26 protein-coding genes and 1 pseudogene are annotated in these 25,661 nt (G+C 68.2%); 8 read left to right on the forward strand and 19 right to left on the reverse strand.

Annotation, left to right across the window (positions count from 1 at the left end):
- Nucleotides 1-9 precede the first annotated feature (9 nt).
- The 3 genes from ACP7AU_RS04605 to ACP7AU_RS04615 form a co-directional block, all read right to left on the reverse strand.
- Complete coding sequence (locus ACP7AU_RS04605; protein WP_426036662.1) at nt 10-1,791, reverse strand: DUF885 domain-containing protein; 1,782 nt, start codon at nt 1,789-1,791, stop codon at nt 10-12.
- A gap of 249 nt (nt 1,792-2,040) precedes the next feature.
- Complete coding sequence (gene alaS, locus ACP7AU_RS04610; protein ID WP_426050651.1) at nt 2,041-4,713, reverse strand: alanine--tRNA ligase; 2,673 nt, start codon at nt 4,711-4,713, stop codon at nt 2,041-2,043.
- A gap of 91 nt (nt 4,714-4,804) precedes the next feature.
- Complete coding sequence (locus ACP7AU_RS04615) at nt 4,805-5,005, reverse strand: hypothetical protein (RefSeq protein ID WP_426036666.1); 201 nt, start codon at nt 5,003-5,005, stop codon at nt 4,805-4,807.
- Nucleotides 5,006-5,108: 103 nt separating this feature from the next.
- Here ACP7AU_RS04615 and ACP7AU_RS04620 point away from each other — a divergent pair, with 103 nt between their 5' ends.
- Entirely contained in the window at nt 5,109-5,462 is a 354-nt protein-coding gene (locus ACP7AU_RS04620; protein WP_426036668.1) for a thiol-disulfide oxidoreductase DCC family protein, read from the forward strand.
- 276 nt (nt 5,463-5,738) lie between these two features.
- Here the strand turns inward: ACP7AU_RS04620 and recA are convergent, their stop codons facing one another.
- The 8 genes from recA to chpT form a co-directional block, all read right to left on the reverse strand.
- Nucleotides 5,739-6,821: a recombinase RecA gene (recA, locus tag ACP7AU_RS04625; RefSeq protein ID WP_303695191.1), complete on the reverse strand. Its 1,083-nt coding sequence runs from the start codon at nt 6,819-6,821 to the stop codon at nt 5,739-5,741.
- 177 nt (nt 6,822-6,998) lie between these two features.
- On the reverse strand, nt 6,999-7,820 hold the full coding sequence (locus tag ACP7AU_RS04630) for a DUF4344 domain-containing metallopeptidase (protein WP_426050652.1): 822 nt from the start codon (nt 7,818-7,820) through the stop codon (nt 6,999-7,001).
- Nucleotides 7,821-7,905: 85 nt separating this feature from the next.
- Nucleotides 7,906-8,682, reverse strand: a complete 777-nt coding sequence (locus ACP7AU_RS04635; RefSeq protein WP_426050653.1) for a DUF1223 domain-containing protein — start codon at nt 8,680-8,682, stop codon at nt 7,906-7,908.
- A 67-nt stretch (nt 8,683-8,749) separates the two neighbouring features.
- Nucleotides 8,750-9,442, reverse strand: coding sequence for a methyltransferase domain-containing protein (locus ACP7AU_RS04640; protein WP_426036674.1), 693 nt, complete (start codon nt 9,440-9,442; stop codon nt 8,750-8,752).
- A 58-nt stretch (nt 9,443-9,500) separates the two neighbouring features.
- Nucleotides 9,501-11,384, reverse strand: a complete 1,884-nt coding sequence (locus ACP7AU_RS04645) for a M20/M25/M40 family metallo-hydrolase (protein ID WP_426050654.1) — start codon at nt 11,382-11,384, stop codon at nt 9,501-9,503.
- Between the two features lie 61 nt (nt 11,385-11,445).
- Nucleotides 11,446-12,261, reverse strand: coding sequence for a CheR family methyltransferase (locus ACP7AU_RS04650; protein WP_426036678.1), 816 nt, complete (start codon nt 12,259-12,261; stop codon nt 11,446-11,448).
- 32 nt (nt 12,262-12,293) lie between these two features.
- On the reverse strand, nt 12,294-12,665 hold the full coding sequence (locus ACP7AU_RS04655) for a response regulator (protein ID WP_303695196.1): 372 nt from the start codon (nt 12,663-12,665) through the stop codon (nt 12,294-12,296).
- A gap of 88 nt (nt 12,666-12,753) precedes the next feature.
- The gene (gene chpT / locus ACP7AU_RS04660; protein ID WP_426036681.1) at nt 12,754-13,434 is read right to left on the reverse strand and encodes a histidine phosphotransferase ChpT; all 681 of its coding nucleotides are present in this window, start codon (nt 13,432-13,434) and stop codon (nt 12,754-12,756) included.
- A 97-nt stretch (nt 13,435-13,531) separates the two neighbouring features.
- On the opposite strand from chpT, the gene cysQ reads away from it, so the two are divergent.
- Both cysQ and ACP7AU_RS04670 read left to right on the forward strand, forming a co-directional pair.
- On the forward strand, nt 13,532-14,314 hold the full coding sequence (gene cysQ, locus ACP7AU_RS04665) for a 3'(2'),5'-bisphosphate nucleotidase CysQ (protein ID WP_426050655.1): 783 nt from the start codon (nt 13,532-13,534) through the stop codon (nt 14,312-14,314).
- 271 nt (nt 14,315-14,585) lie between these two features.
- Nucleotides 14,586-14,843, forward strand: coding sequence for a hypothetical protein (locus ACP7AU_RS04670; RefSeq protein WP_426050656.1), 258 nt, complete (start codon nt 14,586-14,588; stop codon nt 14,841-14,843).
- On the opposite strand, the gene ACP7AU_RS04675 is transcribed toward ACP7AU_RS04670, so the two are convergent.
- Entirely contained in the window at nt 14,840-16,090 is a 1,251-nt protein-coding gene (locus ACP7AU_RS04675) for a hypothetical protein (RefSeq protein WP_426050667.1), read from the reverse strand. The two genes, ACP7AU_RS04670 and ACP7AU_RS04675, sit on opposite strands and share 4 nt — an antisense overlap.
- Nucleotides 16,091-16,251: 161 nt before the next feature.
- On the opposite strand from ACP7AU_RS04675, the gene ACP7AU_RS04680 reads away from it, so the two are divergent.
- Nucleotides 16,252-16,377: a hypothetical protein gene (locus ACP7AU_RS04680; protein ID WP_426050657.1), complete on the forward strand. Its 126-nt coding sequence runs from the start codon at nt 16,252-16,254 to the stop codon at nt 16,375-16,377.
- 12 nt (nt 16,378-16,389) lie between these two features.
- Nucleotides 16,390-17,349: pseudogene (locus tag ACP7AU_RS04685) on the forward strand (alkene reductase); the annotation flags it as partial.
- Between the two features lie 4 nt (nt 17,350-17,353).
- On the opposite strand, the gene ACP7AU_RS04690 reads toward ACP7AU_RS04685, so the two are convergent.
- On the reverse strand, nt 17,354-18,787 hold the full coding sequence (locus tag ACP7AU_RS04690) for a PLP-dependent aminotransferase family protein (RefSeq protein WP_426050658.1): 1,434 nt from the start codon (nt 18,785-18,787) through the stop codon (nt 17,354-17,356).
- A gap of 59 nt (nt 18,788-18,846) precedes the next feature.
- On the opposite strand from ACP7AU_RS04690, the gene ACP7AU_RS04695 reads away from it, so the two are divergent.
- Nucleotides 18,847-19,458, forward strand: coding sequence for a YczE/YyaS/YitT family protein (locus ACP7AU_RS04695; protein WP_426036691.1), 612 nt, complete (start codon nt 18,847-18,849; stop codon nt 19,456-19,458).
- Here the strand turns inward: ACP7AU_RS04695 and ACP7AU_RS04700 are convergent, their stop codons facing one another.
- Together ACP7AU_RS04700 and ACP7AU_RS04705 are read right to left on the reverse strand one after the other, a co-directional pair.
- A complete protein-coding gene (locus ACP7AU_RS04700) occupies nt 19,459-20,157 on the reverse strand; it encodes a hypothetical protein (protein ID WP_426050659.1) in 699 nt (232 codons plus the stop codon).
- A gap of 52 nt (nt 20,158-20,209) precedes the next feature.
- Nucleotides 20,210-21,841, reverse strand: coding sequence for a peptide chain release factor 3 (locus tag ACP7AU_RS04705; protein ID WP_426050660.1), 1,632 nt, complete (start codon nt 21,839-21,841; stop codon nt 20,210-20,212).
- Nucleotides 21,842-22,022: 181 nt separating this feature from the next.
- Here ACP7AU_RS04705 and ACP7AU_RS04710 point away from each other — a divergent pair, with 181 nt between their 5' ends.
- Nucleotides 22,023-22,184, forward strand: coding sequence for a hypothetical protein (locus tag ACP7AU_RS04710; RefSeq protein ID WP_426050661.1), 162 nt, complete (start codon nt 22,023-22,025; stop codon nt 22,182-22,184).
- 5 nt (nt 22,185-22,189) lie between these two features.
- On the opposite strand, the gene ACP7AU_RS04715 is transcribed toward ACP7AU_RS04710, so the two are convergent.
- From ACP7AU_RS04715 to ACP7AU_RS04730, 4 genes are all read right to left on the reverse strand, one after another.
- On the reverse strand, nt 22,190-23,383 hold the full coding sequence (locus ACP7AU_RS04715; RefSeq protein ID WP_426050662.1) for a hypothetical protein: 1,194 nt from the start codon (nt 23,381-23,383) through the stop codon (nt 22,190-22,192).
- Nucleotides 23,301-23,720 (reverse strand): hypothetical protein, encoded by a 420-nt coding sequence (locus ACP7AU_RS04720; RefSeq protein ID WP_426050663.1) that lies wholly within the window; start codon nt 23,718-23,720, stop codon nt 23,301-23,303. Before ACP7AU_RS04720 ends, ACP7AU_RS04715 begins: the two co-directional genes overlap by 83 nt.
- Before the next feature lie 76 nt (nt 23,721-23,796).
- The gene (locus tag ACP7AU_RS04725; RefSeq protein ID WP_426036703.1) at nt 23,797-24,177 is read right to left on the reverse strand and encodes a hypothetical protein; all 381 of its coding nucleotides are present in this window, start codon (nt 24,175-24,177) and stop codon (nt 23,797-23,799) included.
- 114 nt (nt 24,178-24,291) lie between these two features.
- Nucleotides 24,292-24,618, reverse strand: coding sequence for a DUF1491 family protein (locus ACP7AU_RS04730; protein ID WP_426050664.1), 327 nt, complete (start codon nt 24,616-24,618; stop codon nt 24,292-24,294).
- Between the two features lie 55 nt (nt 24,619-24,673).
- Here ACP7AU_RS04730 and ACP7AU_RS04735 point away from each other — a divergent pair, with 55 nt between their 5' ends.
- Entirely contained in the window at nt 24,674-25,546 is an 873-nt protein-coding gene (locus ACP7AU_RS04735; protein WP_426050665.1) for a hypothetical protein, read from the forward strand.
- The last annotated feature ends 115 nt before the right edge of the window (nt 25,547-25,661 follow it).

A 25,661-nucleotide genomic window follows, 5' to 3' on the forward strand; every position in this document is an offset into this window, starting at 1 on the left:
TGGGGAGGATTACTGCTGCGTCGCGATCCAGGCGTCCATGCGGCGGTCGAGCAGGTCGAGCGGCAGGGGGCCGTCGACCAGCAGGGCGTCGTGGAAGTCGCGCAGGTTGAACCGTTCGCCCAGGGCCTGTTCCGCCCGGGTGCGGATGGCGCGCAGGCGAATTTCACCGATCTTGTAGGCCAGGGCCTGACCCGGCCAGCCGATGTAGCGCTGCAGCTCGGTCTCGATGTTGTGCGGCGACAGGGCGGAGTTGTCGGTGAAACAGGCGCGGGCCTGTTCGATGGTCCAGCCCATCCAGTGCATGCCGGTGTCGGCGACCAGGCGGCAGGCGCGCCACATCTCGTAGCTGAGGCGGCCGAACCGCTCCTCCGGCGTGCGGTAGAAGCCCATCTCCTCGCCGAGGAATTCCGAATACAGGCCCCAGCCCTCGGTGAAGGCGGTGACGCCCGCATTGCGACGGAAGGCCGGACCCGCAGCCGCCTCCTGCTGCAGGGCGATCTGGAGATGGTGGCCGGGGACCGCCTCGTGCAGGGTCAGGGCGGGCAGTTCGTAGAGCGGCCGCTGGTCCAGCTTGCCGGTGTTGACGATATAGCCGCCGGGCACCCCCTCCTCGAGCGAGCCGCCGTTGTAGCGGCCGGTCGTGTAGTTGTCTTCGATGTCCAGAGGGACCGGCCGGACGTTGTAGGTCAGGCGGGGCAGGGTGCGGAACAGGGCCGGCAGACCGCCGTCGGCCCGCTTGGCCATCTCCGAGGCCTTCTCCAGCATGTCTTCGCGCGAGGTGGCGTAGAACTGCGGATCGGTGCGCAGGTGGTTGAGGAAGCCGGGGAAGTCGCCGGTCCAGCCGGAGGCGATCATCTCCGCGTCCATGCGGGCGCGGATGCGGGCGACTTCGTCCAGGCCGATCTGGTGGATCTGGTCGGGGGTCAGGTCGGTTGTGGTGTAGCGGCGCGCCTCGAAGGCGTAGAACTCGCGCCCGCCGGGCCGTGAGCCGATGCCGACCTCGGCCGGGGCGGCGGGCAGGTATTCACTGGCGGTGAAATCGACCCAGGCCTGGCGACGGGGGACGATCCGCTCGGCGACGATGGCGGCGGCGCGGGTGCGCAGAGCGTCCTGATCGGCCGCAGGAATGGACGGGGGCAGGCTGGCGAAGGGCCGCAGCAGGGGGTCGGTCGCAGGCGTGAAGGCCGCCTCGTTGCGGAAGATGGCGAGGGCGCTTTCGACCACGGACTTCGGCTGGACGAAGCCGGTCGCCAGACCCCGGCGGGCGTCGGCGAGGCCTTCGTCGTACCAGGCGGACAGGCCTTCGAGGCGACTCAGCCAGGCGTCGGCGTCGGCGCGGTTGGTGATGCGCGTCCCGGCAGCGAGGAAGCCCGCGCTCTGGCCGGGCCCGCCCTCGGAGTTGAAGGCGAGACGGCCGCCGTCGAGAGCGATGGACTCGATCGACCGGTCGACGATGATGGCGAGGAAGTCGCGGTTCAGGGCGTCGTTCGAGGACAGGGTCGAGACGTCGACGGCGGCTAGGCGGCGCTTGAACCCGTTCAGGGGCTCGAGGCGCGCGAGCTCGGCGGCGCGGGACTGGTCGGACAGGCGGGACTTGGCGGCCTGGTCGCCCTCGCGGCCGGCCTGGATCGGGTTCAGGCTGAGCTGCCAGGCGTCGTAGTCGGCGATGATCGAGGCGAGAGCGGGGTTCTCGGCCATGGCGGCCGGCGGTGCAGGGGTCTGGCCGGAGGCGGTCATCGCCGAGGTGGACAGAAGCAGACCCGCGCCTGCGGCGACGACGAAGCGATTCATGGAGATCCCCGAACTGAGGGCGGCATGGGGACCCGAACGCGGGCGGGAGGTCAATGGGGCGTGTTCCCTTCTCCCCTTGCGGGAGAAGGTGGCAGCCGAAGGCTGACGGATGAGGGGTCACGCCGGCGGGTGGAATGAGGGCGGGGTTCAGCGGAAGGGCTGGTGTGACCCCTCACCCGATCGCGCAAGGACGACGGCTGCGCCGCCGTGCGCGAGCTCCCTCTCCCGCAAGGGGAGAGGGGGCTTGTCTTACCCCGCCAGCGCCGCGCGAACGGCCGCGAGGCCTTCCTCGGCTTTCGACCCGTCCGGCGCGCCGCCCTGGGCGAAGTCGGCCTTGCCGCCGGCGCCCTGGCCGCCCATCGCGATGACGGCGGCGCGGGCGAGGTCGGCCGAGTTGACGCGGTCGGTGACGTCGGACGTCGCGGCGACGGTGACCGCCGCCTTGCCGTCGGTGACGCCGATCAGGGCGACGACCCCGGAGCCGACCTGGGTGCGGAACTCCTCGGCCACGCCGCGCAGGCCCTTGCCGTCGACGCCGTCGAGGATGCGGGCGATCAGCTTGATGCCGTTGATCTCCTCAGGCGCGGCGTTGGCCGATGCGCCGCCGCCGCCCAGGGCCAGTTGCTTCTTCAGGTCGGCGACCTGTTTCTCCAGCGACTTGCGTTCGGCCGACAGGGCTTCGACGCGGGCGGGGACGTCCAGCGGCTGAACCTTGAACGACTGGGCGAGCGTCCTGGCGACGCCGGCCTGGGCCAGCAGGTATTGGCGGGCGGCCTCGCCGGTCACGCCCTCGACGCGGCGGATGCCTGCGGCGATGCCGGTCTCGCCGGTGATCTTGAACAGGGCGATGTCGCCGGTGCGGGCGACATGGGTGCCGCCGCAAAGCTCGACGGAGTAGGGGCCGTTGTTGTCGCCCGTCAGGGCGCGGCCGAGGGTGACCACGCGGACCTCGTCGCCGTATTTCTCGCCGAACAGGGCGACGGCGCCGGCGTCGATAGCGTCCTGGGGCGTCATAAGCTGGGTCGTGACCGGGACGTTCTGGCGGATGACCGCATTCACCTCGGTCTCGATGGCGGCCAGCTGGTCCTCGGTCACCGGGGCGTTGTGGCTGAAGTCGAAACGCATGCGTTCGGCGTCGACCAGCTGACCCTTCTGGGCCACGTGCGGACCGAGCACATTCTTCAGCGCCGCGTGCACAAGGTGGGCGGCGGAGTGGTTGGCGCGGGTGGTCAGACGCTGTTCGTCATGGGCGCGGAGCTGGGCGCGGGCGCCGATGGTCAGGGTCCCGGACTCGATCTCGATCTTGTGGGCGTAGAGGTCGCCGCCGGCGTGCTTCTGCACGTCGAGCACCACGCCGAAGCCTTGCTGGCCGCTCGCATCGGTCCATTCGACCTCGCCGCGATCGCCGGTCTGGCCGCCGCCTTCGCCATAGAAGGGGGTCTGGTCGAACAGGACGTCGGCCGTCTGACCGGGCTCGAGAGCGTCGATGGATTCACCGCCGCGGACGAGAGCCAGGACCTCGCCCGAGCCCTCGATGGCGTCATAGCCGGTGAAGACGGTCGGTCCGAGGCGGTCGCGCAGGGACAGCCATTCGCCGGCCGAGGCCGTCTGGCCGGAGCCCTTCCAGTTGGCCTTGCCGCGTCCGCGCTGCTGGGCCATCGCAGCTTCGAAGGCGTCGTTGTCGACGGTCAGGCCGCGACGGCGCGCCTCGTCTTGGGTGAGGTCGAGGGGGAAGCCGTAGGTGTCATAGAGGCTGAAGGCGGTCTGGCCCGAGATGACGCCGCCTTCGGACAGGCCCGAGGTGGCCTCGTCCAGCAGGCCCATGCCGCGGCCCAGGGTGGTGCGGAAGCGGATTTCTTCCTGCTTCATCGTGTCTTCGATGGAGGCCTGGGCGCGGGCGAGTTCGGGGAAGGCCTCGCCCATCTGGTCCACGAGGGTCGGGACGAGGCGGTGCATCAGGGGATCGGCGGCGCCGAGCAGGTGGGCGTGACGCATGGCGCGACGCATGATGCGACGCAGGACATAGCCGCGCCCCTCGTTCGACGGGGTCACGCCGTCGGCAATCAGGAAGGACGACGAGCGCAGGTGGTCGGCGATGACGCGGTGGCTGGCGGCCTGTGCGCCTTCGGCCTTCGTCGAGGTGGCGTCTTCGGAAGCGGCGATCAGGATCTGGAACAGGTCGGTGTCGAAGACCGAGTTCTTGCCCTGGAGCACCGAGGTCATCCGCTCCAGGCCCATGCCGGTGTCGACCGAGGGTTTGGGAAGGCTGCGAACGATCTCGTCGTTCTCCTTCTCGAACTGCATGAAGACGTTGTTCCAGATCTCCACATAGCGGTCGCCGTCCTCATCCGGCGAACCGGGAGGGCCGCCGGCGATATGGTCGCCGTAGTCCCAGAAGATCTCGGTGCAGGGGCCGCAGGGGCCGTTGTCGCCCATGGCCCAGAAATTGTCCGAGCCGGCGATGCGGATGATCTTGTCGTCGCCGAAGCCCGTGATCTTCTTCCAGATCGCTGCAGCCTCGTCGTCGTCGATGTAGACGGTGACCAGCAGCCGGTTCGGGTCGAGGCCGTAGTCCCTGGTGACCAGGTTCCACGCGCGCTCGATCGCGTGTTCCTTGAAATAGTCGCCGAAGGAGAAGTTCCCCAGCATCTCGAAGAAGGTCAGGTGGCGAGCGGTGTAGCCGACATTGTCAAGGTCGTTGTGCTTGCCGCCGGCGCGGACGCACTTCTGCGAGGAGGTGGCGCGCGGGTAGGGCGGCACGGCGGCGCCGGTGAAGTAATCCTTGAACGGCACCATGCCCGCGTTGACGAACATCAGCGTCGGGTCGTTCTGCGGCACCAACGGGGCCGAGTGGACCTTCGTGTGCCCGTCGGCCGCGAAATAGTCGAGGAAGGTCGAGCGGATCTGTTTCAGGCTGGCCATGGTCGGTTCAGTCGTTTGCGCGTCGAGGATTTGGGAACGGGCATATAGAGACCGGCGGGGCCGTGAGCCAAGGTTTTCCGGCCAAGGCGGGTCAGTCGGGCGTGACGGTCTCGTCCACCGCGTCGTCTCCGTCCGAGAGGAGGGCGTCGAGGGCCTCCATGATGGCGCCGATCTGTTCGGCGCTGGCGGCGACGCGAAGTACGGCGCCGTCGCTGCCGGCGATCTCCAGCAGGTAGCCGTCGTCGCTTTCGGCGAGGTTGAACTGGGTCAGGGTCGGGTTGTCTTCGGCCACGGGGAATCTCCTCGGCGAATGAACCGCCCGCAGGCGGAAGGCTGGCGTTCTAGGGCGTCGGCGTGACGCGGGGCAATGCCGAGTTGGGGTGCTATGCTGGGGAATGTCCACGCTTGAAGTCTGGTTCGATGGCGATTGCCCGCTTTGCCGGCGGGAGATCGCCCTGCTGCGGCGTCTCGATCGAAAGGGTGCGATCGCTTTCACCGATGTGGCGACGGGTGAGGGACACTGTCCCATCGACCGCGCCGTCTTGCTTAGCCGGTTTCACGCACGGGAGGACGGGCGTCTGGTGTCCGGGGCCGAGGCCTTCGCGGCGATGTGGCGGGCGATCCCTTTGCTGGCCCCTCTCGGCCGCCTGGCGAGAAACCGGCATGTGCTGGGCGTTCTTGAGCGGCTCTATCTGGTGTTTCTGAGGGTGCGGCCGGGCTTGCAGCGCGCACTGGGTGGACGGGGTTGAGCGCCGGTCTGCAGATGTGGGTGCCGGCCTGACTGGAACAGAAAAGAGCCCGCCCGGACGAACCGGGCGGGCGGCTCCGTCCAGCCCGAGCCCCGCGGGGGTCGGCGGCGGGTCGCAGGGACCGGCCGGACGGAGTGTCTTTGGTCCTCCCCCGTCGGGGGAGGTGGCGCGTCGCCTCTTCAGCGACGTGACGGAGGGAGGCGGCCGCGAATTCGGTGTCTGGCGTTGCCCCCTCCACCACGAAGACGCGGTCCCCCTCCCCCGATGGGGGAGGATCTAGCCGTCGAGATCCTGACCTTCGTCCGGCTCGGGTGTGCCCAGGAGCTCGTCGGCGATCCTCGAGGTGGACTTCCTGACCTTGTCCTCGATGGCGTCGGCCATGTCGGGGTTGGCTTTCAGGAAGGCGCGGACGTTCTCGCGGCCCTGACCGATGCGGGTCGAGTCGTAGGAGAACCAGCTGCCCGACTTCTCGATGATCCCGGCCTTGACGCCCAGGTCGATGATCTCGCCGAGCTTGGAGATGCCCTCGCCGTACATGATGTCGAAGATGACCTCGCGGAACGGCGGGGCGACCTTGTTCTTGACCACCTTGACCCGGGTGGTGTTGCCGACGACCTCGTCGCGGTCCTTGATCGCGCCGGTGCGGCGGATGTCGAGGCGGACCGAGGCGTAAAATTTCAGCGCATTGCCGCCCGTGGTCGTTTCCGGCGAGCCGTACATGACGCCGATCTTGTGGCGAATCTGGTTGATGAACAGGACGATGCAGTTCGACTTGGAGATTGAGGCGGTCAGCTTGCGCAGGGCCTGGGACATCAGACGGGCCTGAAGGCCCGGAAGGCTGTCGCCCATCTCGCCCTCGATCTCGGCGCGCGGGGTCAGGGCGGCGACCGAGTCGATCACCACGATGTCCACGGCGCCCGAACGCACCAGGGTGTCGACAATCTCCAGCGCCTGTTCGCCCGTGTCGGGCTGAGACACCAGCAGGTCGTCCAGATTGACGCCGAGCTTCTGGGCATAGCCGGGGTCGAGTGCGTGTTCGGCGTCGACGAAGGCGGCGGTGCCGCCGGCCTTCTGGATCTCGGCCACGGTGTGCAGGGCCAGAGTCGTCTTGCCGGAGGATTCAGGACCGAAGACCTCGATCACCCGACCGCGCGGCAGGCCGCCGATGCCCAGCGCCATGTCCAGGCCCAGCGAGCCGGTGGACACCGAGGGGATCACGTCGGCGACGCCTCCCTTGCCCAGCTTCATGACCGAGCCCTTGCCGAACGCGCGGTCGATCTGTGCGATCGCCGCCTCCAGCGCGCGCTGCTTGTCGCCGTCGTCCTTGCCCACCAATTTCAGATTCGCCTGAGCTGCCACCTTGCCACTCTCCCTTGCCATGATTCCCGTTGAGACCCTGGGGAGAGGCCCGCCTTCGGTCCGATGACCGTGACCCGCTCCCTGTGAGCAGGACTATGTGCATGGTTTGTTCTGGTTGCCAATATGTTCTTTACGGAACGGTGAACGCAGCCGTGAGGCTACGTCCGTTTCTGACGCCTACTCCTTCAGATGAGCATCCAGCAGGGTGTACCAGGTCGAGGTCAGGCGCTCGAACTCGGCCGGGCACTGTTCGGCGCGTTCCGGGGTCAGCCATTCCTCCTCGAGGAGGTTGGCGTATTTGTCGGTGTCGGAGCCGTAAACCAGGCAGGTCAGGGTATAGTAGCGCTGCTGGCTGAGGGAGTGCTCGTCGGCGAAGTCGCTCTCGTCGACCTCGGCCGCCTCTTCGGGGTCGGTGTAGAAGCTGAGGGCGCCGGCGATGGCCGATTCCTCGCCTTCATCGCCGTCGATCAGCCACCAGGCGGCCAGGCTGTCGGCCGTGTCTTCCTCGCGGCCGGTGAAGGGAATTTCCAGAACGTCGACCAGGGCGTGGCCGACTTCGTGGAAGACGGTGAACAGGAAGGAGCCGTTGACCGCATCCTCGATCTCTTCGTCGGTCTCGTAGTAGGCGCCGAAGGTCTCGCGCTCGCCTTCGAACATCTCGATGCAGATCTGGATCTCGCGATCCTCGGGGATGTAGTAGGCGTTGTTCTCGCCGCACTCGGCGAAGCGCAGGCCGATATCGACGGGCAGGATCAGGCTCTCGTTCAGAACGTCGGCGACGTCCTCCAGCCAGCGCTCCTCGCTCAGTTGGGCGGCCAGATCGGTGTAGTCGTCTCTTTCCAGCACGGCCGGGCGGACGACGAAGTCGCCGCGATCCTGGGCAGGTCGGGCGGCAGAGGCCTCGGCCGAGGCGGTCCCGTCCTCGCAGGCGGAGATGGCCAGGGCCGCGAAGGCGATAAGCGTGAAGCGACGCGCGTGCGTCCCGATCGACATGGACATGGTGTTCCCCCCTGAACGATCATGCTCTAGCGGTCACGAGGGGGCGACGCCAATGGCCAGAGCCAGGTCGTCAGGCGACGTCAGGTCAGCCCTTGGCCGCCGCCAGGATCGGTCCGCCGTTCGGCGCCTGGACGAGGACGGCGGTCAACAGGCCAGCCCGGCTGGCGGCGGGCAGGGCGAACCCCCGTGCCCGGCCGCCGGACCATGGACCCAGCCGAACCAGATCGCGCACGACCGAGGCGTGGGGGAGGGTGCGGCCGCCGTTCTCTCCGCGCGCCACCGGGACCGCGATCGGTCGGGGTTCGTAGCGAACCAGCCAGACGTCGGCGGGGTCGGCGAGCGGCGAACCGCCGGCCAGGCCCACGCCGCCGCTGCGGAAGATCACCGTTGGACCGGTGAAGGGACGATGGGCGGCGATCAGGCGCTCAATGTCCGACATCCGCTGGCCGACGACATGGGATCGGCCGTCGACGACCACCTGGGGCGTCCACACGTTGTCGGTTCCGAGGCCCTGTTCATAGTCTCGCTGGCGTTGGGTGTAGGCGGGTTTGGCGAAGATATCGGGCCAGCCCAGGTCGTCCCAGTAGGTGACGTTGAAGCTCAGCGTCAGCAGGTCGGATCGGGTCGACAGCCGGACCAGATTGTCATTGGCGGGCGGGCAGGAACTGCAACCCTGGCTGGTGAAGAGCTCCACCACGGTCAGGTCGCCCGCACGCGGTGGGGCGGGCACGGCGGCCTCGGCCGAACGGGTGGTGACGTGACCTGCGATAAGGGCGGCGGCGACGACGCCGACGGCGGCAAACAGGGTCAGGCCGCGGCGCAGATCATCCTGCACGGGCATGGTGCGCGATTTGGCGGGCATCGGGTTTTCTCTACGGTTCATGCCCCGGCGTTCGCCGACCGGTCCGCGAAGGTTACGAAACAGGGTGTCAGTGCGAGGTGGGGTCGCGAACCGCAATCAGGGACTTGGTCAGACCGGCCACGACCTCGTCATGGTGGGCCGCGTCGGGATACAGAAAGCGGAACTGGGCCTTGTCCAGCAGGCGGGCGTGCTGGACGTCGCGCATGGCCGCGCCCATGTCCGGCGCCTTCTGCGAGAAGCCGTGGCGGCGTTTGAGCAGGGAGCGAGCGCGGCTCTGTTCCGAACGCCAGTGGAAGAAGGGGGCCGAGAAATGCGGCTCCACCGGGAACCAGAAATAGGGCGTCTGGACGTAGTAGCGCGGGGCTAGGCGGCGGCATTCGGCGGCGAAGGCCTCCATCCGCGCCCAATCGCCGACGTGTTCGATCACCGAGTTGGAGTGGACCATGTCGAACGCGTGGTCTTCGTATTGCGGCAGGGTGCAGGCGTCGCCGTCAATGATGGTGAACAGGCGTGGGTCCGCGACCTCGTCGATGCCGCCCGGATTGACGAGGGTGATCCGGACCCTCGAGGCGTCCAGGAACTGGCGATCGAACAGGGTCCAGTAGTTGGCCTCGCCGCCCAGATCGATGATGTTCACCTCGCCCTTCTCGGCGTGGATCCTGGTGATCATCGCAATGATCCTTCGTGCACGGGCGCGGCGGAACCGCGAGACCAGCGAGTTGGGATCGGTGTTGTCCTGGAGGGCGTGGATCAGGTTCATGCGCCCCTGTTACATGACCGGCTTTGCCGTCCGCTTAAGTGGCAGGGTTACCGGAAGCCTAAGTGGGGCCGTCGGCGGCAGGCGGGGGCGCGGGCTCGGCGAATCGGGCGGTCAGCGACAGGCCGCAGGCGAGGATCAGACAGGCCGCCGCCGCCGCCGCCAGCGTGCCCTTCGAGCGCGGGGCGAGCGGGACGAGGAACAGCAGCACCAGCACGGTCATGAGCGCGAGGACGCCGGGCAGGTCCATGCCGACGCCGAGGAAGACCTGGTGCGACAGGTTCAGGATCCAGGCCCCGCCGACGACCGTGGCGACGACCGCCGGGATCAGGGAGCGGGGGCTCTCCAGCCGCGCGCCGATGAAGGCGCAGGCCGCCGCCGCGATGGCCGCGAGCAGGCCCGGCCAGATGAAGATCAGGGCGGCTTCCGGCGCCGCAGCCTGGGCCATCAAGCCGAAGACGAAGATCAGGGCAATCAGGCCGAGCCAACCGCCCCAGACCGTCCTGGGCGCACTCTGCGACCAGACCGTCAGGCCCAGAGCCACGACACCGGCACCGAGCACCACGGGATCGAAACCACCGAGGATCTGGGCGGCCGCGACCGCCACGATGATGACGCCGGCCAGCAGTTTGGGCCCGAAGGCTTGACGACCCGCCAGCAGGGCGAGGGCGACGGCGGCCATCGCAAGGCCCGTTCCGGCCTCCATCCACGGCAGGCGGCGGAGCAGGGTGTAGTAGACGTCGGCGGACTCGGCGCGTGACAACATCGGCCCGGCCAGCACTCGGACGCCGTGGGCGACGACGATCCCCATGGCCACGACCCACAGGCCCGACAGCATCCCGCGTCCAACGTCGGTGGCGGTCAACCCGGTCGCATGGCGCGCCCCCCAGGCTGAAAAGGCGCCGAGCACCGCAGTCAGGGCCAGCAGGGTCCAGCCGAGGTCGAGCGAATGAACGATGGTGAACAGACCCAGATAGTCGCCGTAGACGACATTGCGGCCCGTGATCGGCAAGGCGTCGGCGCGGAGCAGGGCGTCGGTCGCCTCCAGCGCCTGGGAGCCGATATGCTGGACCGCGCCCTGATCAAGGTTGTCCGGGGTGGCGGTCGGGGAGTGGTACTGGGACGGACGGCCGATGAAGGCGAAATTGACCCCGGCGATGCCCCGGTTCCTGGAGATTGTGAAGTCGGTGCCGTTCGGCATGTTTTCATAGACGAAGATCGACAGGGAGCTGGACGAAGCCCCGCCGTCGGCCCGCCGGGCAGCCCGGCTGAACAGGTCGATGGTTTCCGCGTTACCGCGTCCGGTCTCGAACATGAAGGCGCGGCCGCCGCCGCCCCGGGCCTCCAGATTCACCACGGCGCCGATGCGGTCGCGCAGGGGGTGTTCGGAGAAGAAGATGCGGGCGCCGTCTAGATTCAGCTCTTCGGAATCGGTGAACACCACGATCAGGCTGCGGTCGGCAGGGCCACGCGCCTTGATGGCGCGCACGGCTTCGAGGATCGCCGCAACGCCGGCGCCGTCATCGGCGGCGCCGGGAGAGTTCCAGGCGCTGTCGTAGTGGGCCATCATCAGCACGGCCGGCGCCGATGGATCGCGGCCGAGCAGGACGCCGACGATATTGACGGCCATATTGCCTGCTGACGCCGGATCCCCGCCCCAACGGCGCAGACGCTCGATGGCTTCGGGCGACAGAACCCCGGCCTGCAGGGCCGGGTTGAGCCCCAGCGCCGCCATGCGACCGAACAGCCAGGATTGTACCCGCGCGTGGTCGGCCGAGCCGACGGGGTGGGGGCGGGCGCCGATCGCCCCAACATCGGCCATGGCGCGGACGGCGGAGAAGTCGGCGGCGGGCGTGTCGGTCCCGCGCGCGCCGGGAACCTGAAGGGCCCACACGCCGATCAGCAGAGCGACTGCCAGCGATCCGAGAAACAGAGCCCAACGCATCGTCATCCCCTCCGACGTTGCGGCGACCATAGGGGGCCGGGCGTGGCCGTGTCGACCGGGATCAGGCGGCGCGGCTGAGGGCTGAGGGAGCCTTGACGAACAGGCCCTTGCGGCCGGTCACGGGGCGGAAGGCGACGGTGTCGGCGTCGATTCGCTCGTCGGCTCCCAGAATCAGGACGCCGTCGTCCACCAGTCGCCGCTCCAGACCGTCCACGACCTGGCCGCGCCGGGCCGGATCCATCTCCGAGAGGATGTTTCGGCACAGGATGACGTCGAACCGGGCGGCGTCGGCCGGGGCGTCGAGCAGGTTGTGGCGGGCGAAGCGGACGGCGTTACGCAGGACCGGCTTGGCGACCCAGGCGTCGTCCGCCGGATCGAACCAGTTCAGCATCGTCTGGGCGTGCAGGCCGCGCTGGATCTCGAAGGCGGTGTAGGATCCCGCACGGCCGCGCTCGATCGCGCGCTGTGACAGGTCGGTGGCGACGATCTCGACATTGGCCCCGACTTCGAGGCCGGCCATGGCGAGGGAGTAGGGCTCCTGGCCGTGCGAGCAGCCGGCGGACCAAACGCGCACCAGACCCTCAGGCCGGGCGCGGGCGATGGCGGGCAGTAGCTCGCGTGCGAAGGTGTCGAACACTGTCCGGTCACGGCGGAACCAGGTCTCGGGGTTCAGCAGGGCCTCGATGACCGCCCAGCCGAGACTGGCCACCGGCTTGGCCCACAGGCTGGCCAGCATGTCGTCGACGCTGTCGAAGCCCTCGCGCCGTGCGACAGGGGCCAGACGGTGCTCGGCGAGGTGGATCCGATCACGCCCCAGCCGGAAGCCGGCGCGAGAGGCCATCAGGGCCTGCAGGCGGTCGAAATCGTCCTGGATCATGTGACGGCTACAGCGCGGGTCATGGCTGGGCTTCAGACCGCTCCGACTTCACTGAATTTGGAGTGCAGGATTTCCGAGTCGAACGGCTTCATCACATAGTCGTCCGCCCCGGCCGACAGGGCCTCGGCGATGCGTTCGGGTGCCGTCTCAATGGTGCAGAACAGGACCTTGGGCTTGTCCCCGCCGGGGGTGGTGCGCAGCCGGCGCAGGAAGGCCAGCCCGTCCATGACGGGCATGTTCCAGTCCAGCAGGACGACGTCGGGCATCATGCCGGTGCAGTAGGACAAGGCCTCGATCCCGTCGGCGGCTTCGTCGACCTCGAACCCGAGGCCTTCCACGATGCGGCGCGCGACCTTGCGGATGATCCGGCTGTCGTCGACGATGAGGCAGGTGCGGACGTCCAACGCGGTCTTCTCCAAACGGCTCGAATCAAGCGCCGCTTCAACCGCCAATATCGCTTCCGGGCGGTTAACGAGGCGTTGGGATTCGGGATTAAGACGGCATCCGTACGGTCATCGACACGCGGCCTTCCACAGCTTCGACCGTGAGCGTTCCGCCCGCCTGATCGGCTGTGAGCCACAGCCAGTAAGGCTGAATCCACTGGCCCGCGAGGCCTTCGGTCAGCCGCAGGCCGGCCAGACCCGTCGCCGCCTCGGCCTTCAGCCGGGCCCGCGCGCCCTCGGCTACGCCCTCGATCACCAGTTGGGCGCCCTCGCGCCGCACAGCGACCGTCGCCGCGCCGCCCATCGGCAAGGCGCCTACAGTCAGATAAGCCAGATTGACCAGGGCGCGGGCCTGGGGCTTGCCGAAGTCGCCTTCTCCGAGGTTCCAAGCCAGGGTCGCCCGACCGCCCGAGACGACGTTGTCGACCAGGTCGGTGAGTTCGGCGCCGGTGAACCGTTCGGCGGTCGTCGCGGCCCCGAAGGCGACGCGGCAGAACTGGACCAAGGCGACCATCTTTCTGGCGCTGTCGGCGATCAGGCTCATGGCGTCGTCGCGCATGTCCTGGGCCGTCGGATCGTCCAGCAGGTCCAGCCCCGACATGATCGCGCCTGAGGGCGAGATGAAGTCGTGGCAGAGCTTGGCCGCGATGAGGCTGGCCAGTTCCTGGCCATCGACGGGCAGTTCGCCCAACTGCGAACCAGACTGGGCGGAGACGGCGGCGTCGGTCATGCGGGGCTCGGGCTCGCGAGAGGCTTCAAGATAGGCCCGCACCCTCGCGTGATTTGCGCCGTCGCGAAACCGCCCGCGATGGTCTATCCCCCGGCAAATGACCGACAGACTGTCCTCCGACCTCGCCTCCGGCGCCCTGCACGACACCCTCGCCGACATCGCGGAGAAGGCCGCCGCGGTCATCCTGCCCTACTGGCGGGCGGGCGGAGAGGTGTTCTCCAAGGCGGACGACAGCCCGGTCACCCTGGCGGACCAGAAGGCCGAGGCCCTGATTCTGTCGCGCCTTGCCGCCCTCTATCCCGAAGTCCAGGCCGTGGCCGAGGAGCAGTCGGAGGCCCAGGGCAAGCCCGAGCGCGCCGCTGATCGCTTCTGGCTGATCGATCCGCTGGACGGCACCAAGGGCTTCGTCCAGGGCAAGGAAAGCTTCACCGTCAACATCGCCCTGATCGAGGGAAGCCGTCCGACGGTCGGCGTGGTCTCGGCGCCCGCGACATCGCTGACCTGGCGGACCGCGCCCGGCGGCGGGGCCCAGATGCGCCGCTATGGCGACGCCTGGCGCACGATCCGGGTGCGCAATCGGCCGGACGAGGGCTTCGCCCTGTTGAGCCACAGCGTCACCGATGAAGAAGCCGCTCGTCTCGCCGCCCGCCACGGCTGCACCCGGTGGCAGGGCACGGATTCGTCGCTGAAGTTCTGCCTGATCGCAGAGGGTCGGTTCGACGCCTATCCGCGCACCGGTCCGACCTCGGAGTGGGACACGGCCGCGGGGCAGGCGGTCCTGGAGGCCGCCGGAGGGCGAGTGCTGGGCCCGGACGGTCAGCCGCTGGCCTACGGCAAGCCGGGGTTTCTGAACGGGCCGTTCGTGGCGATGGGCGGGTAGGGCGATACCAAGCTGACGGGATGGCTGGTCGCGGTTTTGCATCCTTGCGGGCCGCGCTCCAGAACTGGCCTTCCCTCTTCGCGCGTGGTCTTGTCGACCGACCAGGTCAAAGGGGCGCCTATGTCATCGAAGCGGCTTCTCATCGTTGTGGCCATGCTGCTGGGCAGTTGCGCGGTCTCGGGCCCGCCCGATAGCTTGGAAGCACGCCAGTTGCTGGTCCGCACCGGTCAGTGCTTCCGGGGCGAAGAAGTCAACAACTTCAACGTCAAGGATGGCACACAATGCCTATGTTTCCACGCGGCGCGGTTACGTCTACAGGCTCGAGAGCCTCGGCGATTGCTTCGATGAAGGGGTGATCAGCCTCTCGGTGCCTCACCACCGGCTGAGCAACCAGGGGATCTGCGTGGGAGAGGAGACGGCCGTCTACATCGCGCAGTGGCGCGGCGGGATCGGCCAGCAGTGCGTGGCCCGGGTCTCTGGTCCGATCCGGGACAGCCGCGTCTCGGGACTTTGGTCCCGCCAGAATTAGGCCCGGACGGGCAACCCCATCATCAGTCCCCTGGCGCGGTCGGCGATGACCGAAACCCCGTGTTCGCGGGCGGCCTCGGCGGCCTCTGCGAGGACGAAGGCGGCCTGATCGGGGTCGGAACCCATCAGTTCGCTGCGGGCGATCATCAGCCGGGCCATGGCGATCTGGTCGACGGCCCAGTCGATGACCGATGGGGCGCCGGTGCGGTCGGCGAGGCGGCGACGGACGCGCGTCTCGATCTTCGAGAGTTCGGTCAGGTCGCCGGCGGTCGCGGCCGTCTCGATCTCGCGCGCGACCAGCAGGTCGAGGGCGAGCGCCCCCAGGATCGTGCCGTGGCCGGTCGTCAGCGCAACGGATTGGCGGATCGGCTCGATGGGGGCGGTCGGGTCGATGGAACGCGCGATCTGGATGGCGACCCAGTCGAGGGGGCTGTGGTCGACAAAGAACTGGTCGGCGGCGGCGTCGAACATCTCGTGCCCGGTCTGCATCGCGGCTTCGTCGTCAGCCATGCCGGCGAGGGCGGACAGGCCGGCGGCGCAGAGAGCGAGCGCCCGGGCGCGAGTCAGTGGGCGGGTGTCCGGCGAGCAGGCTTCCACCAGAGCGGTCAGGTCGCGTCCCGCCTGGTCCAGCAGGCGGGCGTCGCGCTGGATGATGCCGCCTTCCAGCGCTAGCGCCGCGCTGTCGAGGCGCAGGTCGTCGGCCTCGAGCGGATTGTGCTTGGTGAGGGCGTGCAGGGCCGCGTCCATCAGGGCCGCGGCGTCCTGGCGGTCGGCCGCCTTTTCGCTCAAACGGGCCTGACGCGCGCGGATCCGGGCATGGACCCCGGCGCAAGAGGCGAGGGTCGGCAGGCGTCTCGACGTCGCTCCGCGGGCCCACTCCGCCGCCTGGACGATGGCGTTGCGGTCTCCGAACAGGTCGAATTTCGTGATCAGGGCCTGGGCGCCGGACAGCAGGGCGCGGGCGCGTTCGTCCTCGGTGCGGGCGGCCTTCAGGGAGTCGTCGGCGGTGACCAGGGCGCGGGCGATGCTGTCGGGGGCGCCGCTGCGACGGGCATGCTCTCGCCACAGGATCGAGGCGCGATGCCAGGTCTGCGACGGCCGCGAACAGGAAACGCGGCCACCGTCGGTGGTCAACGCCTTCGCCTCGCGCGCCAGCAGGTCGATGCCGATCAGCTCCAGCCAGCCCAGGTCGTCGCTTTCGCGCGCCTGAACGAAGAGACGTCTCAGATCCTTGCCGAACTCGAACATGGCCACGTCACTACTCTCCGGTCGTCCCGCATCGGGACCGTCTCAGGCGTTCACTCCCTTGTCTAGCAAACCCGACGCCGCGACCGGATTCCATGCGCGCCCTGTTGCGCCGCACAGTTGGGGCGCCTACCTCTTCGCGACCGCAACACCAGGTGTTTCACATGACGACCCTCTTCGACCCTATCGACCTCGGCGCGATCCATCTGAAGAACCGGATCGTCATGGCCCCCCTGACCCGCAGCCGGGCGATCGAGGGCGAGGTTCCGAACCCGCTGGCGGTCGAGTAATACGCCCAGCGCGCCTCGGTCGGCCTGATCATTTCCGAGGCCACCCAGATTAGCCAGTCGGGTCAGGGTTATCCCAACACCCCCGGCCTCTTCACCGACGCCCAGGTCGCGGGCTGGAAGCCGATCACCGAGGCAGTGCATGCCAAGGGCGGCAAGATCGTCGCCCAGCTCTGGCACGTCGGCCGAATTTCGATCCCCGACTATCAGCCTGACGGCGGGCAGGCCGTGGCGCCGTCAGCTATCGCCGCCGTCGGCAACGCGATGAAGCGTGACTTCTCGATGACACCGTTCGAGACGCCTCGTGCGCTGACGGTCGACGAAATCCAGGGCATCGTCGGCGACTATGTTCACGCGGCTGAACAGGCGAAGAAGGCCGGTTTCGACGGCATCGAGGTCCACGCAGCCAACGGCTATCTCATCGACCAATTTCTCAAGGACGGCTCCAACCAGCGTGACGACAGCTATGGCGGCTCAGTCGAGAACCGCTCGCGCTTCCTGCTCGAAGTCGTGGCCGCCGTCGTCGCGGTCTGGGGCGCCGACCGCGTGGGCGTGCGCCTGTCGCCGTCGAACGGCGCGAACGGTTCGAAGGACAGCGACCCGGCATCGATCTTCCTGCACGCCGCAGGCGCGCTGAAGCCTTTCGGCCTGTCGTACCTGCACCTGATCGAGGGCGAGCCCGGCACGCCGATGGACATCAAGTTCGGCGCGCCGCAGCTGGCCGCCGACATCCGCGATGCGTTCGGCGGTTCGCTGATGCTGAACGGCGGCCTGACGCGCGAAACGGCCGAGAAGGCGCTGTCCGAAGGGCGAGCCGATCTGGTCAGCGTCGGCGTGCCCGTGCTGGCCAACCCCGACGTCGTCGAGCGCTGGAAGCGGAACGCGCCTCTCAACACTCCCGACAAGGCCACCTTCTACGGCGGCGGGGCCAAGGGCTACACCGACTATCCGTTTCTGGAAACGGCGGAGGCGTAGGCCTTCAGAACACGTCCGGCTCCGGCGTCTTCGCGCGCCGGGCCGGGCGGTCGCCGATGCGGCTCCAGGCGTCCGCCAAGGTATCGATCGCTGCTTCTAGCTCCGGCACCGGCAGGCAGTAGGGCAGGCGGACGAAGCGCTGGAAGGCGCCGTCGACGCCGAAGCGGGCGCCGGACGCGATGATGACCCCGGACTTTTGAGCCTCAACAACGAGCGCCCCGACGACGGGGCGGGGCAGGGCGACCCACAGAGAGAGGCCGCCTGTAGGCCGTGTCGTCTTCCAGTCCGGTAGAACATGCTGAAGGCGGGCATGCAGCGCCGCTTCTCGCACGGCCAGGGCAGCGCGCCGTTCCACGACAGGCGTCTGATCTCCGGCCAGCAGGTGGGCGGCGGCGAGCTGTTCGATCACCGCGGCGCCGAGATCGAGAGAGGCCCGTGCGCGGACGGCGGCGTCGGCGACCTCGGTCTCCGCCCGCATCCAGCCGATCCGGAGACCGCCCCACCAGGTCTTGCTCATGGAGCCGATGCGGGCGACGTGCGGACCGGGCCCGGCAGGGGCCGGGGGCGGCTGATCGAACCAGAGCTCGCGCTGGGTGTCGTCCATGACCATCAGGGCGCCGACGCGGGCGACGGCGCGGGCCACTGTCGCCTCGTCTTTGGCCGCCATGACGTGGCCGGTCGGGTTCTGGTGCGCGCCAACGAGATAGACCAGCCGGGGCCGGACCCGCTCGATGGTCGCGACCAGTCCGTCAATGTCCCAGCCAGCCGAGGTCAGGGCGACGGGCACTGGCCGCATTCCGGCGCGGACGATGGCCTCAATGGCATGGGGGTAGGTCGGGTGGTCGATCACCACCGCGTCGCCCGGTCGCCCGAAGGCGCGGAGCAGGATGGCCAGGCCGTTCTGCGCCCCGGCCGTGACCACGATCTGGTCGGGCGCCGTCGGCAATCCAGCGCGATCATAGGCCTCGGCTGCCGCGCGCCTGAGCGGGAGGAGACCGATGGGGTCGTAGCCGTGGCCCGGCAGGTGGGCCGGCAGCGACTCCAGCGCCCGGGCATAGGCCGCATGGACATGGGCGCCGGCCGGGAGGACTGCTGTCGCCATGTTCACAACCTCAGGGCGCGACGCGACGTGGAACAGGCCTTCCAGCCGTTCGGCCCGACGGAAGGGCAGGGCGGTGTAGGTCCCGGAGCCCACGCGGCTGGTCAGGAAGCCGTCGGCGCGCAGCCGGTCCATGGCCGCGCTGACAGTGATGCGGCTGATGCCGAGGGCTTCGGCCAAGCGGCGCTCTCCTGGCAGGCGGGCGTCGAGCGGCAGGCGACCGTCGAGCACCAGCCCCTTCAACGCATCGGCCAGGCTGCGGTAGGCGACATCCTCCGCGCCGGAGGCACGCCAGTCGCCGAGAAGGCGGGACAGGCTGTTCAGATTGACGATGGACATGAGGCCACCGTCGCCAAAGTGGCTATGGATTACAAGGCCGGTCGAGTTAGCTTCTATCCATGTTCATCCGTCGTTTCATCCAGCTCCAGATCGGTCTGCTTCTCTACGGAGGGTCGCTCGCCCTCATGGTCCGAGCCGACCTCGGGCTGAATCCGTGGAGCGTCTTCCATCAGGGTCTATCCGAGATGACGGGGCTCAGCCTGGGTCTGGTCGTCAATGTCGTCGGCGCCCTGGTGCTGCTGATCTGGATCCCGTTGAGGCAGAAGCCGGGGGTGGGGACGATCTCCAATGTGCTGGTGATCGGCACGGTGGCGGATGTCAGCCTGCGCTTACTGCCCGAGATCAACGGTCTGGCGCTGCAGATCGGGTTTCTGGTCGCGGCCATCCTGCTGAACGGCGCGGCGACCGGGGCTTATATCGGCGCGGGCCTGGGACCGGGGCCGCGCGACGGCCTGACCACCGGTGGCGTGCGACTGACGGGCTGGGAAGTCCGCTGGGTGCGGATGGCGATCGAGGGGCTGGTGCTCGGCATGGGCTGGATGCTGGGCGGCACGATCGGGGTCGGCACGGTGGCCTACGCCCTGTCGAACGGGCCGCTGCTGCAGATCTTCCTGCCGATGTTCGAGATCCGACTTGAGAGAGCGCCCGTCTCCGCCCCTGCTACGCCCTGATCAGGAACCGAAGCGGGCGTTCTCCGGCACGTCGTCCAGACGGCAGAAATTCCACAGGTCGTCCTCGGCGCTGTCGACATCGTCGCCCAGCCGGGCGGTGCGCTTGATGACATCCGTGCCGATGACCTCATAGGTGACGTTGTAGGCGCCCGCGTCGCCGCCGCGTTCGGTCCTGCAACGCTGGGCCTCGCTCCAACTGTTCGGCCCGGTCTGGAGGAACTGGCCCGGCTCGCAGCCGCCGAAGTCGATGGTGAATGCGGTCGGGGTCACGAAGGCCAGGTCGCCCTCGCCGGGCCAGACCTGGTCGCAGTCCTTGTCGCCCCGAACGTAGTAGCCAAGGGTCATGGGGATGGGCTCGGGCTCGGTCTCGCCGGGCGCTAGGGTGACGCCAGCGGGGTGTTCGGCGACTTCAGGGGTCTGGTCCCGTGTGGAATCCAGCAGGTCTTCCAGAGTGCGGTCGCTGGATGGCGTCGTCGCCGGCCCCGTGGGTTGGAGAGGAGCGGGTTGCGGGCGTTCGGCGACACTCAGTGGCGGCTGGGCATTGGGGCGGGGCGTGAGAGTCGATTGGGCCGGTGCGATGTTCAGCGACCGGGTCGTCGCCGAGCTCTGGCCTTGCTGAGCCGATGCGGCGTTCGCAAGCAGCAGGGCTCCGGTCGCCAGTGCCAGGGTCGTTCCGCAGGTCTTCGCTCGTTCGATCATGTCGTCCTGTCGATCATGCCTGAACGACAAAACGATGGCAGGCGACAGAGGTTCAGCCGCGTTCCTTCGTCTTGGTGAACGCCACCTTCGGGAACCGCTCCATCACATAGCCGGTCTCCCAGCTCGACTTGGCCAGGAAGACCGGGGCCTGGTCGATGTCGCGGGCCATCTGGCCGCGGTATTTGGACATGAAGTCCTCGACGTCGACCTTCTCCCCGTCGATCCAGCGGGCCTCGGCATAGGGGCTGTGTTCGAAGATGACCTCCAGCCCGTATTCCTCGCCCAGCCGGTCGGCCATGACATCGAACTGCAGCTGGCCCACGGCGCCAACGATGAAGTCCGCGCCGATCTCGGGGCGGAACAGCTGGGTGACGCCTTCCTCGGCCAGGCCGTCGAGCGCCTTCTTCAGGTGCTTGGCCTTGAGCGGATCCTTGACCCGGACACGCTGCAGGATCTCGGGCGCGAAATTGGGCAGGCCGGCGAAGCGGATCAGGCCGCTTTCAGACAGGCTGTCGCCGACCCGCAGGACCCCGTGGTTGGGGATGCCGATCACGTCGCCGGCGAAGGCGTCGTCGGCCAGTTCGCGGTCGGAGGCGAAGAACATGATGGGGGCGTTCACCGACAGCTGTTTGCCGGTGTTCTGGACCTTCAGCTTCATGCCGCGCTTGAAGCTGCCCGAGGCCATGCGGAACATGGCGATGCGGTCCCGGTGGTTGGGGTCCATGTTGGCCTGGACCTTGAAGACGAAGCCGGTGACCTCGGCATTGCCCGGCTCGACCGTCAGTTCCAAGGGGGCGGGGGCGTTGCGGGTCTCTGGCGGGGCTTCCTTGCGCGCCGGCATGGTCTTGGGCGGCGGCGCCCAGTCGCCAATGGCGGCCAGAAGCTCGTCGATGCCGAAGTGGCGCAGCGCCGAACCCCACAGCACCGGGGTCATATGGCCTTCGAGGAAGGCCTGGCGGTCGAACGCCGGGTAGCCGCCCTCGACCAGTTCTTTGGCGTCCATCAGGGCCTGATGTTCGCCCGCCTCGAAATACTCACCGGCGTCGGCCAGCGGCAGGGCGTCCGGATGCGGCACTTCATCCTTCGAGCCGGCCGGCTTCTTGGCGTAGGGCTGGAAGCGGCCGGTGCCCATCTCGACCATGCCGCGCAGGCGGTTGCCGCTCTCGGCCGGCCACCAGATCGGGGAGGGATCGAGCTGCAGGCGCGAGGCGATCTCGTCCAGCAGGGCCATCGGGTCCTGGGCCTCGCGGTCCAGCTTGTTGATGAAGGTGATGATCGGGATGTCGCGCAGGCGGCAAACCTCGAACAGCTTCAGCGTCTGCGGTTCGATACCCTTGGCGGCGTCCAGCACCATGATGGCGCAGTCGGCGGCGGTCAGGGTGCGGTAGGTGTCTTCCGAGAAGTCCTCGTGGCCGGGCGTGTCGAGCAGGTTGAACATCTTGCCGTCGTGCTCGAACGTCATGACCGAGGCGGAGACGGAGATGCCGCGCTCCTTCTCGATCTTCATCCAGTCGGACTGGGTCCGACGGTTCTCGCCGCGTGCCCGCACCGCGCCGGCCGCCCGGATGGCCCCGCCGGACAGCAGGATATGTTCCGTCAGCGTCGTCTTGCCGGCGTCGGGGTGTGCGATGATGGCGAAGGTCCGCCTGCGGGCGGCCTCCTGATCGAGGGTCAGTTTCGACATGGGGGCGGGAGGTAGCGCGCGATGGCGCCAAAGTCACGCGGGCGGGCGCCTTCGCCGGCTTTCGAAGATGTGTCGATAGTGCAGGCTAAATCCCCTCGCTAATGAGGGTCTTTGGGGTCATCCTTCGAATGCGAGACGATCCGGATATGAGCCGGACGCCGCAGGGAAGAAGGAAACGGCCATGGCTATGCTGAATTCAGCACACCGCGTTTCGACCGTCCGGGCGCCGTCCAAGCGGTTCACGGAACGCGAGTTTCACCCCGCAATCTGCCTGCTCGCAGGCTTCGGCGTGATCATCGGGGCGGCGGGCTTCGTGCATGTGGTGTTCAACGTCCTGATGTAGGGACGTCAGTCGGCCGGTTCGGTCTCCTCGACAGCAGGCGGCGCTTCTGTCGATAGCGGCTCCAGACCGGCGCGCTCCCGTGCCTGCGCCAGAAGATCGCGCACCGAGGTAAGGTCGCCGCCGTCGTGCGGGTTGTTCGCCAGCGGCGACAGGACCTGAACCGCCTCGAGATACTTTTCCTTGGCCATTAAAACCTGCGCAGCCCGCATCGCCGTCGAACCCAGTTGGGGGGCCAGGCGGTAGGCTGACTCCGCGATCGTGAGGTCGTTGTCGCTGGGGTAGCCGGGCGCGCCCTGGCGGTTCCGCGACATCGCCATGTAGATCCTGAAGTCGAACGGATCTGCCTCATAGGCGGCGCTCAGACGACGGAGTGCCTGACGCATCAGGGCCGTGCGCGCGACGGCGTCCTCGGTCTCGTCGGCGACGTCCATCTCCGCGCTGGCCATCAGCCACAGAGCCTCCGCATCAGCAGAGTCCGCGGCGATCACCGGTTCCAGCGTCCTGATCGCCTCTGCGGGCAGTTCGGCCTTGATGAGGTATTTGGCCAGGGTCACTGTCGGCAGCCGCTCGCCCGGATGCCGCGCGGCCATCGCATGAACTCGCTGGAGCAGAGCCTCCTTGTCATCGCCGAGCGAGCGCATCGAACGCAGATCCAGCCAGATCGCGTCCTCCGTGCTCGCCGGCAGGGCGGTCACGGTCACCTCCGCCACCGGGAAGGACTGGGTCAGGGTGTAGACCGTCACGCCGCGCCCCAGATAGGAACGCAAGGTGGTCGTCAGTTGCTCGGGGGTCTGACCCGTCTGTTCCTCGAAGGCTGCGATGGACTCCTCGCCTCGTTCGACGGCGGCCAGATAGGCGCTGAACTGGCGTTTCCGCTCCGGCGTGCCGAGCATGTAGTGGGTCAGCAGCCAGGCCTGGGCGTAGTAGGCGGAACCTTGCCGGGAGCCCAGATTGGGCCGCGCGCTCAGTACGGTGCGCATCGGGATCCAGCCGTTCGTCTGGGCCAGGGAATTCAGTCGCCCCTCGCTCCACAGACCGTACCGCATGCGCCCCATCCGCAGGTCCGAGGGCGCCAGATATTCGGCGAACCCTTCCACGAACCAGGCCGGGTAGGCCTCATTGTGGTACTGGAACATGTAATGGTGGGCGTATTCGTGGAACAGGATCGTGTCGCTGTTCTCGTTGCTCAGATCGACCACCGCGTAGATCCGGCCGTCGTTGCGGCTGTAGACCCCCCCCCACCGTCGTCGGCACACCGGGCCAGACCTGCCGCATCGTCGCGTTGTTGGCTGCCAGATAGATCCACAGCTTCGGCGCCTCGAGCTCGTCAGTCTCGGGCGGCCGGAACATTACCAGCATTTCGTGGAATCGTTCGATCTTGCGGGCGTATTCTGTGATGTCGCCGCGGCTGACCTCGCCCTGGATGACGAAATGCTCGGTCTCGGCGCGCAGGAAGTCGGCGCGAGCCGGCGCGGCGGCGCACAGGACAAGGCCCAGGGCGAGCGCAAGACCTTGCAGGGCGACCGAGATACGCATGACTGAACTCCGAGGAGGTTTTCAACCTAGCGGGGCGTGCGTCCGATAGACAAGTGCAGGCATTGCCGGTCTGGCGTCAGGCGGCCATGCGACCCCAGACGGCGCGGTCGGCGGCGACCGCGTCCAGCTTGCCCTTGCGGCCGCGCGACATCAGCTGGTCCAGCACGGTGGCGGGCAGGGCGCAGAACAGGGGTTCGACGAGGGCTGGGTCGCAGTCGGTCTCGGGCGCCGCGAACAGGGCGGCGTTCACGTCCGGCGAGCGATCGTGGATCAGCCAGGCCAGACGCCGCGCCCGTTCCGGGTCGTTGCGGTGCAGCAGCGGGTCCTCGGCGAACAACTCGCAACCGAGCTCCATCAGATAGTCGAAGCCCAGTTTCTCGAACCGGCGCGCGTCGGCCGACGTGACCGGGGAGGCCTCGTTCAGGTCGAACACCACGTCGTTCATGAGAAACAGCATATTTGGCACTCGCCTGACGCCGACGTTTCTTGCCGACACCCTGACCCTAGACCCCAGTGGTTTTCGGTTCCGTTCCCGAACGTCGTTAAGGATTTGCGACCGGCGACGGTCGGCTCAGTCCTGGATCTTCTCGGTGATGAAGTGCCGACCTTGTCGGTCCTCGACCTCGATCACCCAGAGGTCGGGGTCATAGGCGCGCTGGCGTTCGATATAGGCGTCCAGCTCGCTCTCGGTCCCGGTCACTGGCTGGATCCACAGGCGTTCGCCGTCCTGGCCGAACGCCTCGCTATAGAGATGCGCCGTCCGCTCCGACGTATTGTAGGCCTTCACGATCACGGTGCCGGCGCGCATGTCGCCCTTGCGCACGACGGTGGCGTTGGCCCCCTCGATCTGGGCGCGGCGGATCAGGGCGCCGACCCACAGGTCTGAGTTCAGAAGCAAATCGGTAACCCTGCTCGGAAACGGGACCGGAACGACGTGGCGTTACGGTGAGCTCATGAGGATAGGCCATTCAACCCGCATCGCCAGAGCCATCACCGCCGCCGTGATGATGGCGGGGATCCCCGTGGCCGCCTTCGCCGACGGCACAGGGACGTTCTACGACCGGACCTTCGTCCTCGCCGCGCACGAGAAATGCCAGCTGTTCCGGGCGCCCGTCGCCGGGGCCCTGTCGGCGGCGACCCTGCAGTCGCGGGGCGCGGCCCTGCGTGCAGGAACCGCCGAGACGACGCTGCAGGCCACCGCCAGTCGGGCCCGGTCGCGGGCGCGTCAGGTATCCTGCGCCAATCCCGAACTGGTCATGGTGCGTGATAGGGTCGCCGACGCCTTCGCCGGCTGGCAGCGTATCCCGCGCATGGATTTCAACAGCGACCATGCGACCTGGACCGCCGACCGCGTCCGCCGCGAGGCCGCGACCTGGCGTCTGGTTCAGACCTCGGTGACCGGCGCCTCACCCGTACGGTTCGGCCTTGGCGCTTCGGCCGAGGGTCAAGAGACCCTGTCCGCCGTCGTCTCCTTCGTCGGACGCCCGCGTCCCTATGCGGCGCGGATGGTGATGCGCGACCCAGCCCTGGCCGCGCGTCCGTGGCTGACCGCCGCCGGCCGCGCGGTTCTGCCGCCCGAGAGCGCGCGCCAGGAAGTCTGGTCCGCCGGAACCGCCCCGGCCGCGGCCACCCTGCTGGCCATGGGCAAGACCCAGGGCGAGACCTGGACCTTCCCCGCCGCTGCCGGCGACCGCCTATCCCGCCTCGACCCGCGCGAGCCCTTCCTGATCGAGTTCCTGTTCCGCGACGGCAGCGTGGCGACCGCCACCTTCGAGGCCGGGGACTTCGCGGCGGCGCGAGCGTTCGTGGCGCTGGGGACGGTCTAGGTGATGTGGACAAAGTGGATTCCCAAATCAGCTGATCGCTGATTCAAGGCTGTTCTTTGCGGAGAGCAGCCATGGTTCGTGGTTTGATGTCGGATGCGGAGTGGGCGTTCTTCGA

It is taken from the genome of Brevundimonas sp. SL161 (assembly GCF_049896985.1).
Taxonomy (GTDB): domain Bacteria; phylum Pseudomonadota; class Alphaproteobacteria; order Caulobacterales; family Caulobacteraceae; genus Brevundimonas.